Below are 14,263 nucleotides of genomic sequence, written 5' to 3' on the forward strand. Positions count from 1 at the left end.
GGTTCATCTATTCGACTTTATTTTTTACAATAAAAAAATAAACAAGTTTATGTAAGAGGCATATGATAGAAGAGATGTTACATCATCATAGTTTTAATGAGGTAACAAAATTCTCAAAGTTGTACCAATCAAATGAAATTTATTCAAGGAGGTGAATATCATGTCATTATATGTTGCTGATACAGATGTATATGGAGATGCCGATGCTACGAAAGTCCTACCAAAATATCGTATGCAGGAAAAAGGGATCGAAGGCGATGAAGTCTATCACTTTATTAAGGATGAACTCTTACTCGACGGTAATGCCAAACAGAATTTAGCCACATTCTGCCAAACCTGGATGGAAGATAATGTCCACAAGATCATGGATGATTGTATTGATAAGAATATGATCGATAAAGATGAGTACCCGGCTACAGCAGAACTCGAAAATCGTTGTGTTCATATGTTGGCTGATTTGTGGAACTCTCCTGCCGCTAAAAAAACGACCGGATGCTCAACAACAGGTTCAAGTGAAGCAGCCATGCTTGGTGGTTTAGCAATGAAATTCCGCTGGCGTGAAAAACGTAAAGCTGAAGGCAAACCTTTTGATAAACCCAATATTGTGACCGGACCAGTACAGGTTTGCTGGCATAAATTCGCTCGTTATTTTGATGTTGAGCTAAGAGAGATCCCGGTTGAACATGGTCGTTTAGGCTTAGATTCTAAAGTTATTTTAGATTACATTGATGAAAACACTATCGGTGTGGTACCAACATTTGGTGTGACTTTTACCTGTCACTATGAACCAGTTGCAGAAATTTGTGCTGCTCTGGATAAATATGAAAAAGAAACTGGTATTGATATTCCGGTCCACGTTGATGCTGCTTCAGGTGGCTTTATCGCACCGTTTGTTGAACCAGATATTGTCTGGGACTTCCGTTTACCGCGTGTTCTTTCAATTAATGCCTCAGGCCACAAATATGGTTTAGCGCCACTTGGTGTGGGCTGGATCGTCTGGAGAGAGTGGAAAGATTTGCCTGAAGATCTGATTTTCTGGGTAAATTATTTAGGTGGTAACATGCCAACATTCGCCTTGAACTTCTCCCGTCCTGGCGGGCAAATTGTTGCTCAGTACTATCTGTTAAGCCGTTTAGGTAAAGAAGGTTATCGTGCAATTATGAATAACCTTTACCGCTCAGCTCAACATATTGGTAAAAAAATCACTGCACTGGGTGATTTTGAGATTTTCTTTGATGCAGACCCGAAAAAAGGGATTCCGGCTGTGTCATGGACACTCAAGAATAAAAACGCTAAATATAGTTTATACGATCTTTCTGATCGTCTGAGAATGCGTGGTTGGCAGGTGGCGGCTTATTCAATGTTACCAAATATGCAAGAGACTGTGGTTATGCGTTTAGTTCTGCGCCATGGTTTTAGTATGGATACCGCAGAGTTATTCCTTGAAGATGTTAAACGTTCTTTAGCCTATTTTGAAAAACATCCAGTGAGTGTGATTCAAACTTCAGGTGAAGTGAATGCGTTTAATCATGGTGGTAAATAAGATTATTCTGTAAAGTGACAATCTTATGGTACATTAATCACAAGATTGTCACATACTTAATATTGAGAGGATATCTGTGATTTGGTTTGCATTATTTGAGTTTCTGGGACTTATCGGTGCTTTACTTTTAATTTACTTATATTGCCGTATTCGCAAACAAGCCTTTTGGTCATTTATTTGGCAGTATTTGAAGTGGGTTCTTTTAGGTATTTTAATTGTCTGGGCCATTATCGCTTTAATTTGTATGAAGCCTCTTTATAATACGGCTCAGTGTTATTTTAGAGGTGTGAGTATGCACGCTGATACTAAGTATTCATGGTATTTAGGTGAATGTCAGATTAAGACTAAGAGTGGCTCTTATGTCCCACTTGGCAGAAGCCGGGGCCTTCCGGAAGGTCCGGATGGTGAGCCAGCAGATGACTCTGATTTTTATGGTTACTAATTAAGTGCTATTAATGAAAAAAAGCGAGGGATACCTCGCTTTTTTATTGTCTGCTTTTTTAGGTTTAAAGTATTTCTAATACTTGCTCTGGTGGTCTGCCTAAACGAGCCTTTTGACCAACTACCACAATGGGGCGCTCAATAAGTTTTGGATTATCTGCCATAGCCTGAATGAGTTGAGCTTCTGTCAGGGACTGATTACCTAAACCTAATTCCTGATAAAGCTCTTCTTTAGTACGCATCAATTCTCGTGCTGAACTGAACTTTAACTGTTTTAGTAAGGTTTTTAGTTCATCAATAGTTGGTGTCGTCTCAAGATATAAAATGATTTCAGGTTCAATCCCTTTTTCATTAAGCAGAGCTAATGTCTCACGGCTTTTTGAGCATCTTGGATTATGGTAAATAGTGACTTTTTTCATTATTACTGTCCTACAATTTGATTGGCACAGTGCTGACAAGTGCCATGAATTTCCAGCACGCTATGCTGAATAATAAACATATTCTTTTGAGCTAAAGATTGGAGTTGAGCCTCAATAATAGGGGAATGCTCTTCTATAATACTCTGGCATTTATCACAAATGAATAGAATCGAAATATGACTTGGATCATCAAAATGTGGACAAATGATGTAGCAGTTAATTGATTCTACTTTATGGACAAAACCTTGCTCTATTAAGAAGTCCAGCGCGCGGTAAATTGTGGGTGGCTTAGCTTGTGGCTCAATTTCTTTTAATTGATCAAGTAAGTCATAAGCGCTCATCGCTTTATCAGCATTTAGCATCAACTGAATCACTGTTTTACGCTGTGGGGTTAAGCGAATATTACGTTTAGCACACAGCTTTTCGATAGTCTGCATGGTGTGTTCATAGCAGAGCTGATGATTATGCTTAGAATGGTGATGTGCTTCGTTAGTACATTTTTCCATAATCATTTCCTCTTCATGACACCGCGTCGGCGTCGAATTTCTTTGGGGTCATCAAGCAGTTCACGATAGATCTCGATACGATCACCATCTTTGACCAAATCTTCTAACTGCGCTCTGCGTCCCCAGATACCAACAGCGTAGGGTGGTAGCTCAAGGTGAACTTGTTGCAATATTCCTGATTGGGTAATCGCATCTTGTATTGTACAACCTTCATTAACCTGTAAGGTTTGTGCATAAGATTGCTCAGGCAGAGCGTAAATCACTTCAATATTTATCATAAGTTAACCATAAACTTGCTGAGCGCGTCGGCTAAAAGCTTTAACCATGTTAGTCATGATATCTTTAAATATCGGGCTAAATGCAGCTTCAAGTAGTCTGCTTTTAAATTCGAATTTTAGATTAAATTCAATTGTACAGCTATTATCCGTTACAGGAGTAAATGACCACTGACCTTTAAGCTCGTTAAATGGGCCTTCCACCAGTTCCATCAAAATTTGTGAATGTGGAACCTGAATATTTTTAGTAATAAAACGCTTCTTAAAGCCTAGTTTTTCAACTTCAATATAAGCGCGCATCTCATTGCCCATTTGTTGAATAATGCCTGTTTTTTTACAATCAGGTACAAACTCAGGATAAGCGTTGATGTCATTAACCAGCGCATACATTTGTTGCGCACTAAATGGTTCGGTCACGGTATAACTAACTTGCTGCATAACGATATATGATATTATTAATAAATTATCCCATAATTATAGCATAACTACAGTTATGATTTCTCTATAAAGCATGGCTGTGTTGTGGCATAATAAAATTATTACATTGAAAATGAAATAACTATTCATAATGACTAAGAAAAATACGTATAAACCCGGTTCAGCCACCATAGCTCAGAATAAACGTGCCAGACACGAATATTTTATTGAAGAAGAGTTTGAGGCCGGGCTTGAATTACAAGGCTGGGAAGTAAAATCACTACGCGCTGGCAAAGCAAATATTAGTGATAGTTATGTATTGCTTAAAAATGGTGAAGCATGGTTGTTTGGTGCAACCATTACGCCACTGAACGTGGCATCCAGCCATGTTGTTTGTGATCCAATGAGAACACGTAAACTGTTACTTAACCAACGTGAACTCGATTCTTTATTTGGCCGGGTAAATCGTGAAGGTTATACTGTGGTTGCTTTATCGATGTACTGGAAAAATGCCTGGGCTAAAATTAAAGTGGGTGTTGCCAGAGGTAAAAAACTCCATGATAAGCGCGATGATATTAAAGATCGTGAATGGCAGCTTAATAAAGCTCGAATTATGAAAAACGCAAATCGTTAATCATTTATGACCAATAATCGTCAATCAATAAAAAAAGCAACAATTAGTGATGTTGCCAAATTAGCTAAAACGGGTAAAACCAGTGTCTCTCGTTATTTAAATGGCGAGTTTGGTATACTTTCGGCTACGCTAAAAGAACGTATTGAACAGGCGATTAAAGAGCTAAATTACCGGCCTAATCAAATGGCCAGAAGCCTGAAAAAGGGTCAGACTAAGCTAATTGCCTTAATTCTTGCAGATATTACCAATCCTTATTCTGTTGAGGTGATGAAAGGGCTGGAAGCAGCCTGTCAGGACAATGGCTATACTTTACTGGTTTGTAACATTAATAAAGAGAAAGCCAAAGAAAAGTACTTTTTGCAACTGTTAATGGACTACAACGTGGATGGTGTCATCATCCACGCGCTGCGTACACAAGACAGTATCTTGCGTGACCTGCCGTTCCCAGTCGTCCTTGTTGACCGTCGTATGTCTGATTTAGGCTATGATATTGTTGGTCTGGATAATATTCAGGCAACCACTCTGGCTTCTAATTATCTTATTGATTCAGGTTTTGAGGCGATTATTTTTATCACTGAATCATTAACCGGTGTTGGTACCCGTCAGGAGCGTGTGAATACCTTTAAGAAGATAGTGAAACAGCAAAAAGGAATTGTTGGTGAAGTCGTTGAAATTGAAGATATGAATCAGCAGACAGAACTGCTTGATCAACATATTGTCTCGTTTTGTCAAAAATGTCGTGGCATGCGTAAAGCGATCGTCACGGTGAATGGTTCTGTGACGTTGCATGTCTCTTTAGCTTTAAAACGTTTAAATATCATCTGGGGCAAAGATATCGGCTTACTAAGCTTTGATGATCCGGTCTGGGCTTCTGTGGCTGGTGTTGGTATCACTACTCTCCGCCAACCTACTTATAAAATTGGCTATTCCTCTTTTGAAATGCTGCATCGCCGTATGCAAGGCGATCATTCCGAAGCGAAAGAATATCTCTATCCGGGTGAGCTAATTATTCGGGATTCAACTAACTAATTGATTTATTTAAATATTTTATTTTTTCGTTCTGATTCTCATCATCTCCATGATTTCTTTCTGAAATAACAAATTTATTGTGATCGAACTCAAAGAATTCTGCTTTTGTTGTTTTTTATGGAATCGATTCCATTTATATTCATCATCACTTATTTAGATACAGGAATATTAACTATGGCTCGGGATATTATCATTGTCTCTTCTGCTTATGGATATGAAAAAATTCAACAACTTGGCGGACAGTCTGAAGTATTGGGGATTGTAAAAAAATCAGGGGCAGAAGGTATTGAAATTCGCAGAGAACTCTTTTCTGAACAGGATTTACAAACATTACCACAATTATCTGAAAAAATTAAAAGTAGTCAGTTAAGCTGTTTTTACTCTGTTCCTTATCCACTTAATTATCTTATTGATTCAGGTTTTGAGGCGATTATTTTTATCACTGAATCATTAACCGGTGTTGGTACCCGTCAGGAGCGTGTGAATACCTTTAAGAAGATAGTGAAACAGCAAAAAGGAATTGTTGGTGAAGTCGTTGAAATTGAAGATATGAATCAGCAGACAGAACTGCTTGATCAACATATTGTCTCGTTTTGTCAAAAATGTCGTGGCATGCGTAAAGCGATCGTCACGGTGAATGGTTCTGTGACGTTGCATGTCTCTTTAGCTTTAAAACGTTTAAATATCATCTGGGGCAAAGATATCGGCTTACTAAGCTTTGATGATCCGGTCTGGGCTTCTGTGGCTGGTGTTGGTATCACTACTCTCCGCCAACCTACTTATAAAATTGGCTATTCCTCTTTTGAAATGCTGCATCGCCGTATGCAAGGCGATCATTCCGAAGCGAAAGAATATCTCTATCCGGGTGAGCTAATTATTCGGGATTCAACTAACTAATTGATTTATTTAAATATTTTATTTTTTCGTTCTGATTCTCATCATCTCCATGATTTCTTTCTGAAATAACAAATTTATTGTGATCGAACTCAAAGAATTCTGCTTTTGTTGTTTTTTATGGAATCGATTCCATTTATATTCATCATCACTTATTTAGATACAGGAATATTAACTATGGCTCGGGATATTATCATTGTCTCTTCTGCTTATGGATATGAAAAAATTCAACAACTTGGCGGACAGTCTGAAGTATTGGGGATTGTAAAAAAATCAGGGGCAGAAGGTATTGAAATTCGCAGAGAACTCTTTTCTGAACAGGATTTACAAACATTACCACAATTATCTGAAAAAATTAAAAGTAGTCAGTTAAGCTGTTTTTACTCTGTTCCTTATCCACTTTTTATGAGTGATGGAACGGTAAATTCTGAGCTGGATAAATTCTTAGCAGAGGCTAAACAGCTAAGTGCTAAATTAATTAAATTTTCTTTAGGGCACTATCAGGCAGGGACTGATTTAACTCAGCTAAAACAGACATTAAGTACTACATCAATACAACTGGTTGTTGAAAACGATCAGACAGAGTGCGGTGTGGTTGAACCTTTTAAATTGTTCTTCCGTGACGTTATGAGCCAACAGGTTCCCGTCAAAATGACCTTTGATACGGGCAACTGGCTCTGGGTCGGCGGCAATCCAACCGAATCTGCTAAACAACTGGCTAAATATGTGGGTTATATTCATGTTAAAGCTGCTGAAATGCGTGGTGGTAAAGCTTGTGCAATCCCACCAACAGGTCTTGATGATGAGTGGATGAAACTGGTTAATTACTTATTACCACTTGATGTACCAAGAGGAATTGAGTTTCCACTTGAGGGTAACGATTTAGTGTCTGTTTCAAGTCACTTTGTTAATTTATTAAAACAGTAATTTTATATTTAGACAGAGAATCATTATGCAAAAATCATTAGATGTTATTACATACGGTGAAGCAATGACGATGTTTGTTGCTAATGAAACCGGAGAACTGGCTGACGTTAATACTTTTACTAAACGTGCGGCCGGTGCTGAGCTGAATGTGGCTATTGGTCTGGCTCGATTAGGTTTGAATGTGGGCTGGATGAGTCGTGTTGGTAAAGACTCTTTTGGGCAGTTTATTTTAAATGTATTAAAGCAAGAAAATATTAATACTCAGCACGTTACGATTGATGGTAATTATCCAACAGGCTTCCAGCTTAAATCTAAAACGCTTGATGGTACCGATCCCAAAGTAGAGTATTTCCGTAAAGGCTCAGCTGCCAGCCATCTTTCTGTCACTGATTTTAATGAAAGTTACTTTGCTTCTGCACGTCATCTGCATTTGAGCGGTGTCGCGGCTGCGCTTTCAGCAACTTCTTATCAGTTATCTGAACATATTGCAGATTATATGCGTAGTGCAGGTAAAACGATTTCTTTTGATCCTAATTTACGTCCGGTGTTATGGAAAAGTGAACAAGAGATGGTGACTCAACTTAATAAGCTGGCATTTAAAGCTGACTGGGTTTTACCCGGCATTAAAGAGGGCACTATTTTAACTGGTCATAAAGAGCCTGAAGCTATTGCTGATTTTTACCTTAATAAAGGGGTGAAATTAGTGGTCATTAAAACGGGTGAAACAGGTGCTTATTTTAAAGATCATAAAGGATATAAAGGTCAAATAGCAGGATTTAAAGTGACTAACGTGGTTGATACTGTTGGGGCTGGTGATGGTTTCGCTGTTGGACTTGTTAGCGCTTTACTTGAAGGTAAAACCATTGAACAGGCAGTCACACGAGGTAATCGTATCGGCTCTCTGGCAATACAAGTTATTGGTGATAGTGAAGGATTACCAACAAAAGACATTCTTGGTAACTATTAATAAATATTATTATAAAGTTGGGAGATATATATGAGTACAGTTAAGTTAGCTTCAAAAAGATGGTGGTATATCATGCCAATCATCTTTATTACCTATAGCTTGGCGTATCTTGACCGCGCTAACTATGGTTTTGCAGCTGCAGCAGGTATTAATCATGATTTAGGTATTACTAAAGGCATGTCATCACTCTTGGGTGCCTTATTCTTTTTAGGTTATTTCTTTTTCCAAATCCCTGGCGCGATTTATGCTGAGCGTAAAAGTGTTAAAAAGCTCATCTTCTGGTGCTTAATTCTTTGGGGAGCATGTGCCACTTTAACCGGTATGGTAAGTAACGTTCCTACCTTAATTGGGATTCGTTTTGCACTTGGGGTGGTAGAAGCTGCTGTTATGCCAGCCATGCTGATTTATATCAGTAACTGGTTTACCCGAGCGGAGCGTTCCCGGGCAAATACCTTCCTGATACTTGGTAACCCGGTAACCATGCTCTGGATGGCGGTTATTTCAGGCTACTTAATTGAAGCGTACGGCTGGCGTATTATGTTCATCGCAGAAGGGATTCCTGCTATTATCTGGGCGTTTTGTTGGTGGGTTTTGGTACAAGATAAACCAGAACAATCAAAATGGTTAACTGATAAAGAGAAAACTGACCTGCAAACTGAGCTGGATAAAGAACAACAAGGAATTAAAGCGGTTAAAAACTACCGTGAAGCGTTTAAATCTCGTAATGTGATTATTCTTTGTGCACAATATTTTACCTGGAGTATTGGTGTTTATGGTTTCGTTTTATGGTTACCATCAATCCTGCGCAGCGGTTCTGATATGGGCATGGTTGAAGCCGGCTGGTTATCGTCTGTTCCATATTTAGGTGCAACTATTGCGATGGTACTTGTATCATGGGCATCAGATAAGTTCCAAAATCGTAAACTGTTTGTTTGGCCACTACTTCTTATTGGTGCGTTGGCTTTCCTTGGTTCATATTTACTAGGTTCAAGTAACTTCTGGTTATCTTATATTCTATTAGTTATTGCTGGCTCTGCAATGTATGCTCCTTATGGACCATTCTTTGCGATTATCCCTGAGATGTTACCTCGCAACGTAGCGGGTGGTGCAATGGCATTAATTAATAGTATGGGTGCTTTAGGATCATTTATGGGTTCTTATGTGGTAGGATATTTAAATGGAGCAACAGGTAGTCCGTCAGCATCATATGTATTTATGTCTGCGGCGTTGTTCTTATCGGTATTTTTAACCATAATTGTGAAGCCACCAAAGGTTTCATAAATGTAAAAAGGATTTTGATATGAAAAAGACGGTTATTTTGTATAAAGACATTCCGGAAGATCTACTGGTAAAACTAAAAAATGAGTTTAATGTAATCTTTTTTGATGGACTGACACCGGATAACCGTCAGGCGTTTGCTGAAGCAGTCAAGACTGCTGATGGCATGATTGGTTCTACTTATCCTATTAGTAATGATCTACTTGAAAACGCGACAAATATCAAAGCTATCGCAACGATTTCTGTGGGTTACGATAGTTTTGATGTCTCTTACTTAACTTCTCGTGGTATTCGTTTAATGAATACACCTGATGCGTTAACTGATACAACGGCAGATACTCTTTTTGCTTTAGTAATAGCCACCGCCAGACGTGTGGCTGAACTGGATACTTTGATCAGAAAAGGGCAGTGGACACATAGTATTGGTCCTGAACATTATGGTATTGATGTTCATCATAAAACTATTGGCATTATTGGAATGGGGCGCATTGGTAGTGCACTGGCTAAAAGAGCTCACGCCGGTTTTGATATGAAAGTACTCTATAACGCTAGAACTCAGCACTCTGATGTAGAAGAGAACTATCAGGCAACCCGTTGTGAACTGAATGAGCTATTACAACAGTCAGATTTTGTCTGTTTAACTGTTCCTCTAACTAAAGAGACAGAGCATTTAATTGCTAAAGAACAATTCAAATTAATGAAACCAACCGCTATTTTAATTAATGGTGCACGTGGTAAAGTGGTTAATGAACATGACATGATTGAAGCATTAAAAACGGGAGTGATTCGCGCTGCCGGACTTGATGTTTTCACTGCTGAGCCACTACCCGGCAGTTCTCCGCTTATTTCGTTACCTAATACAGTTTTATTACCTCATATTGGTTCAGCCACAACTGAAACTCGTTACAAGATGGTTGAGTGTGCAATAGATAATTTAATTGCAGCCCTTAAAGCTGAGAAACCAACTGAAAATTGGGTCAATCCACAAGCAGGCTAGTTGTAAAAATATGCTCTATTTTAACTAAATAGAGCATTTATTTTACTATTATTTATTGATAGCTTTTATCAATCTTATCTATACCCGCCAAAGCCTTGAATAACAGACTGCAGAGCGTAAACTGAAACAGTAGTTTTATTCTGTTTCAGCTTATTTTCAGTTACTACATTCAATGGGTATTTAAACGATAAGGTGGTTATTATGATTCTTCGTTTATCTAAAATCGCAATGGTGATGGCTATTGCATTCTTTGCCAGTTTAGTGGCCTTTGGCAACATCACCGATTATGGAACTAATTTTGCCTTTGTGCATCACGTGTTTGAAATGGACACCATATTCCCTGATGCTACCATCAAATACCGCAGTATTACCACGCCTTGGATTCAACAATTTGGTTATATTGCGATTATTGCGCTGGAGACTCTGACTGCCGTGCTTTGCTGGGTCGGGGCATTTATATTACTTAAAAACCTTAAAACAGAAGGTCAGATTTTTAATAAAAAGAAAAATGTAGCCATTGCAGGTTTAACACTTGGGTTTTTAGTCTGGCAGGTGGGTTTTATGTCAGTCGGTGGTGAGTGGTTTGGGATGTGGATGTCATCGCAATGGAATGGGGTACCTGATGCATTTCGCTTTTTTATCACAATTATTCTAGTGTTAATTTATTTAGTTCAAAAGGATCGGGATTTAGAATAAAATCGATAATCGTTTATCTGGCAGTGGAAAATAGTTGATATTATTTCCACTGTTATGATAAAAGGTAGTGGTATTTAGTTTGATTCAACACGCCATAATAAAAGAGATGATACTCATTAAGGATAAATGATTATGTCTAAGATTATTATTCAACGAGTTTATGAAGCAAACCCGCCTTATTGTTCGCCTACTTATCTTATTGATCGCTTATGGCCAAGGGGAATAAGTAAAACCCGGTTGGAAGGGGTTATCTGGAGTAAAGAGGTTGCTCCTTCAAACGAACTGCGTATCTGGTATCATGCCCACTTAGATGAATGGGTACAATTTAAAGAAAAATATCTGCAAGAGCTTGAAAAGAGCAGTAGCTGGTCCCCATTATATAGTCAGCTAACATTAGGTCATACTATTACGCTGCTGTATGGCAGTAAAAATGAGCAACAAAATCATGCAATTATCTTGCGAGACTTTTTGCTAAGTAAGTTCAGATAACGATAGTACTAGTTAATATCATCATTTTTGTTATAATAGAACCACATATTGGGGCTGATTCTGGATTCGACGGGATTTGCGAAACCCAAGGTGCATGCCGAGGTGCGGTAGGCCTCGTAAACAAACCGCAAAACATAGTCGCAAACGACGAAAACTACGCACTAGCAGCTTAATAACCTGCTCAGAGCCTTCTCTCCCTAGCCTCCGCTTGTAGGACGGGGATCAAGAGGAGTCAAACCTAAACAAGATCGTGTGGAAGTCCTGCCTGGGGCGGAAGCATTAAAACTAATCAGGCTAGTCTGTCAGTAGCGTGTTTGTTCGCAGCGGGCAGATGAAATTTAAAGACAAACTACGCATGTAGTGCCGAGGATGTAGAGATTTCGGACGCGGGTTCAACTCCCGCCAGCTCCACCAAATTAAGTTCTTGTAAGTTCCATTAAAATATATAAAGCCTACAATATTAAAGTGTTGTGGGTTTTTTTATGTCTGCGATAGTCTATTATCATCTAGTAAAATCCAAATAATAAAGGTACCTTAATGGGTACTTAGTTAAAAATTATCTTTAGTGAAGGTACCCATAAGAGAATAATATATGGCAAAGCAGACGAAACCACTCAGTGATACTGAAATTAAAACAGCTAAACCAAAATGCAATGACTACACTTTACATGATGGTGAAGGATTACAATTAATAATAAAAACGACAGGTAATAAAATTTGGCAATTTCGTTATTATCGTCCAATAACTAAAAAGCGAGCTAAATTAAGTTTTGGCTCTTATCCTGAAATTAGCTTAGCAGAGGCTCGAAGACGTAGAGCAGAAGCCCGCTCTTTAGTCGCTAAAAATATCGACCCTCAAGATTATCAAAAAGAGCAGCTAAAAAAAATATTAGAAGCTAGAGATAACACTTTTAATTTTATTGCTAAGCAATGGTTTGAAGTGAAAAAAACAAGCATAACTGCCGATTATGCAAAAGATATTTGGCGATCTTTGGAAAAAGATATTTTTCCTACTATAGGTGATATCTGTATTACCGATATAAAAGCTAGAACATTAGTTATGGCTGTCGAACCAGTTCAGTCAAGAGGCGCTTTGGAAACTGTTCGTCGACTTTGCCAACGAATTAACGAAATTATGATCTATGCGATGAATACAGGATATATTGAGATAGCGCCAAGTCTTAATATTAATAAAGCTTTTGAAAAACCTAACAAGCAACATATGCTGACAATTCGGCCAGAAGAGCTCCCCATGGTAATGCAAAGAATGAGATTGGCCAATATTGAACTATCTACTCGATGTTTATTTATGTGGCAGCTATTAACCATTTCTCGTCCATCAGAAGCAGCCGGCGCTTGTTGGAGTGAAATTGATTTTGATAATCGTATATGGCGTATTCCCGCAGATAGAATGAAAATGAATCGAGAGCATATTGTCCCTTTGTCTCGGCAAGCGCTTAATATTCTTGAGTTAATGAAACCATTAACAATAGAAAGAGAATTTGTATTTCCAAGCAGAACGAAAAGAAATCACCCAATGAATAGCCAAACTGTAAATGCAGCATTAAAAAGAGCTGGACTTGATGGTGTTTTAGTTTCGCATGGACTACGTTCTATTGCGAGTACAACCCTTAATGAAGAAGGCTTTAATATTGATGCTATTGAAGCAGCGCTATCTCATGTAGATAAAAATGAAGTGAGGCGAGCATATAATAGAAGTGATTATTTAGAACAAAGAAGAGTAATTATGCAGTGGTGGGCTGATTTTGTCTCACAGGCTGATAGTGGTAGTATTATGAATAAAAGTCAAAAGGGTTTTAGAATTGCTATATGAATTTTAATAAACCTAGAAAAGGGAGGCCATCTTGGCAAAAGTTAATTTCTTCTATTACAAAGGAAATGATTGATGTTTATAGAATACATAGTATTCCGTATCCTTCTTTTAGGGAGCTTGTTTGTGAAGTCAAACAGTGTTTGGAGTCTTTAACCTTATATTTAAAAAATATTAATGTTGAGGAGCTAGATACGGCTTTTTATATCTCGTTACGGGAGAACTCACCATCCCAAAATACATCCAATATTTTCTTATGTTGGTATAGTGACAAGAACTCTTGCCAGACTAATTTTGTGGAATATTTGCACGAAATTATACTGAAGATGTATAAAAAGCGGTTTGATAAAATATCAGAACCTTCTTTAGTTATTGAATCTTGTGATATATCCAATTTTAAGGTAATTATTGATGGAAAAGAATGTAATATCATTGAGGGTTATCTACCCGAATATACATATAAATTTATTTTGAGTGAGAATAAATTAGAGTATGCAATTGAGATTAAATTAATTAATTTTTTGTCTGATAGAATGATTCCTCTTTTATATAAGCAAGTTAGGAGTAAGAATAAATTAGAATTTATCTCACCAACTTCACCTTGCAATAAAACTATAAAAAAACATGTTAAAGAACTACATGACTTGTTATGTGTACCATCAGATACTATTGAATCTTTATTAAGTGATTGGATAAATAAGGTAAAATCACAAGATAGTAGGACTGAGGTGCAGTGTGCTTATGAGAATTTTTATCAATATTGCCTTCAACATTTGATTTATTACCCTTTCAAAAAGTGGACAATAAATAAATTTACAATTCGACTTAAATCATACGGTGTTTACCAAAAGCGAAGCCATCGCCATAAATACTATGTTGGTATCTGTCTGAGTTAAATTTTTTTCTCTTTTTTGCGTCGA

General features: G+C 37.7%; 17 protein-coding genes and 1 other RNA gene. 14 read left to right on the forward strand and 4 right to left on the reverse strand.

Going from position 1 to position 14,263, the window contains the following annotated elements; genetic code table 11:
- The first annotated feature begins 160 nt into the window (after positions 1-160).
- Positions 161-1,543: a glutamate decarboxylase gene (locus tag IPMB12_RS04385; RefSeq protein ID WP_166915312.1), complete on the forward strand. Its 1,383-nt coding sequence runs from the start codon at positions 161-163 to the stop codon at positions 1,541-1,543.
- Positions 1,544-1,619: 76 nt separating this feature from the next.
- A complete protein-coding gene (locus IPMB12_RS04390; RefSeq protein ID WP_166915314.1) occupies positions 1,620-1,985 on the forward strand; it encodes a hypothetical protein in 366 nt (121 codons plus the stop codon).
- A 64-nt stretch (positions 1,986-2,049) separates the two neighbouring features.
- On the opposite strand, the gene arsC is transcribed toward IPMB12_RS04390, so the two are convergent.
- The 4 genes from arsC to IPMB12_RS04410 are packed head-to-tail and all read right to left on the reverse strand — an operon-like array spanning position 2,050 to position 3,622.
- On the reverse strand, positions 2,050-2,403 hold the full coding sequence (gene arsC, locus IPMB12_RS04395) for an arsenate reductase (glutaredoxin) (RefSeq protein ID WP_166915316.1): 354 nt from the start codon (positions 2,401-2,403) through the stop codon (positions 2,050-2,052).
- 2 nt (positions 2,404-2,405) lie between these two features.
- Positions 2,406-2,909, reverse strand: a complete 504-nt coding sequence (gene zur, locus IPMB12_RS04400; protein ID WP_208293549.1) for a zinc uptake transcriptional repressor Zur — start codon at positions 2,907-2,909, stop codon at positions 2,406-2,408.
- Between the two features lie 2 nt (positions 2,910-2,911).
- Positions 2,912-3,187 (reverse strand): RnfH family protein, encoded by a 276-nt coding sequence (locus IPMB12_RS04405; RefSeq protein ID WP_166915318.1) that lies wholly within the window; start codon positions 3,185-3,187, stop codon positions 2,912-2,914.
- Positions 3,188-3,190: 3 nt separating this feature from the next.
- Positions 3,191-3,622: a type II toxin-antitoxin system RatA family toxin gene (locus IPMB12_RS04410; protein WP_166915320.1), complete on the reverse strand. Its 432-nt coding sequence runs from the start codon at positions 3,620-3,622 to the stop codon at positions 3,191-3,193.
- 130 nt (positions 3,623-3,752) lie between these two features.
- Here IPMB12_RS04410 and smpB point away from each other — a divergent pair, with 130 nt between their 5' ends.
- The 12 genes from smpB to IPMB12_RS04470 all read left to right on the forward strand — a co-directional run bounded on the left by smpB (position 3,753) and on the right by IPMB12_RS04470 (position 14,239).
- The gene (gene smpB, locus IPMB12_RS04415) at positions 3,753-4,235 is read left to right on the forward strand and encodes an SsrA-binding protein SmpB (protein ID WP_166915322.1); all 483 of its coding nucleotides are present in this window, start codon (positions 3,753-3,755) and stop codon (positions 4,233-4,235) included.
- A gap of 6 nt (positions 4,236-4,241) precedes the next feature.
- Complete coding sequence (locus tag IPMB12_RS04420) at positions 4,242-5,264, forward strand: LacI family DNA-binding transcriptional regulator (protein WP_166915324.1); 1,023 nt, start codon at positions 4,242-4,244, stop codon at positions 5,262-5,264.
- A gap of 174 nt (positions 5,265-5,438) precedes the next feature.
- A complete protein-coding gene (locus IPMB12_RS04425) occupies positions 5,439-6,161 on the forward strand; it encodes a substrate-binding domain-containing protein (RefSeq protein WP_166915326.1) in 723 nt (240 codons plus the stop codon).
- 174 nt (positions 6,162-6,335) lie between these two features.
- The gene (locus IPMB12_RS04430; RefSeq protein ID WP_166915328.1) at positions 6,336-7,085 is read left to right on the forward strand and encodes a sugar phosphate isomerase/epimerase family protein; all 750 of its coding nucleotides are present in this window, start codon (positions 6,336-6,338) and stop codon (positions 7,083-7,085) included.
- Between the two features lie 25 nt (positions 7,086-7,110).
- Positions 7,111-8,052: a sugar kinase gene (locus IPMB12_RS04435; protein ID WP_166915330.1), complete on the forward strand. Its 942-nt coding sequence runs from the start codon at positions 7,111-7,113 to the stop codon at positions 8,050-8,052.
- A gap of 30 nt (positions 8,053-8,082) precedes the next feature.
- Positions 8,083-9,333, forward strand: coding sequence for an MFS transporter (locus IPMB12_RS04440; protein WP_166915332.1), 1,251 nt, complete (start codon positions 8,083-8,085; stop codon positions 9,331-9,333).
- 19 nt (positions 9,334-9,352) lie between these two features.
- Entirely contained in the window at positions 9,353-10,327 is a 975-nt protein-coding gene (locus tag IPMB12_RS04445; protein ID WP_166915334.1) for an NAD(P)-dependent oxidoreductase, read from the forward strand.
- Between the two features lie 201 nt (positions 10,328-10,528).
- Positions 10,529-11,023: a DUF2165 family protein gene (locus IPMB12_RS04450; RefSeq protein WP_166915336.1), complete on the forward strand. Its 495-nt coding sequence runs from the start codon at positions 10,529-10,531 to the stop codon at positions 11,021-11,023.
- 126 nt (positions 11,024-11,149) lie between these two features.
- A complete protein-coding gene (locus IPMB12_RS04455; RefSeq protein ID WP_166915338.1) occupies positions 11,150-11,512 on the forward strand; it encodes a DUF488 domain-containing protein in 363 nt (120 codons plus the stop codon).
- Positions 11,513-11,562: 50 nt separating this feature from the next.
- Positions 11,563-11,926: a transfer-messenger RNA gene (gene ssrA, locus IPMB12_RS04460) on the forward strand.
- A 178-nt stretch (positions 11,927-12,104) separates the two neighbouring features.
- Complete coding sequence (locus tag IPMB12_RS04465) at positions 12,105-13,346, forward strand: integrase domain-containing protein (protein WP_166915340.1); 1,242 nt, start codon at positions 12,105-12,107, stop codon at positions 13,344-13,346.
- Positions 13,343-14,239, forward strand: coding sequence for a hypothetical protein (locus IPMB12_RS04470; RefSeq protein ID WP_166915342.1), 897 nt, complete (start codon positions 13,343-13,345; stop codon positions 14,237-14,239). The genes IPMB12_RS04465 and IPMB12_RS04470 overlap by 4 nt, the downstream gene beginning before the upstream one ends.
- Positions 14,240-14,263: the final 24 nt, after the last annotated feature.

It is taken from the genome of Zophobihabitans entericus (assembly GCF_011745665.1).
Lineage (GTDB): Bacteria > Pseudomonadota > Gammaproteobacteria > Enterobacterales > Orbaceae > Zophobihabitans > Zophobihabitans entericus.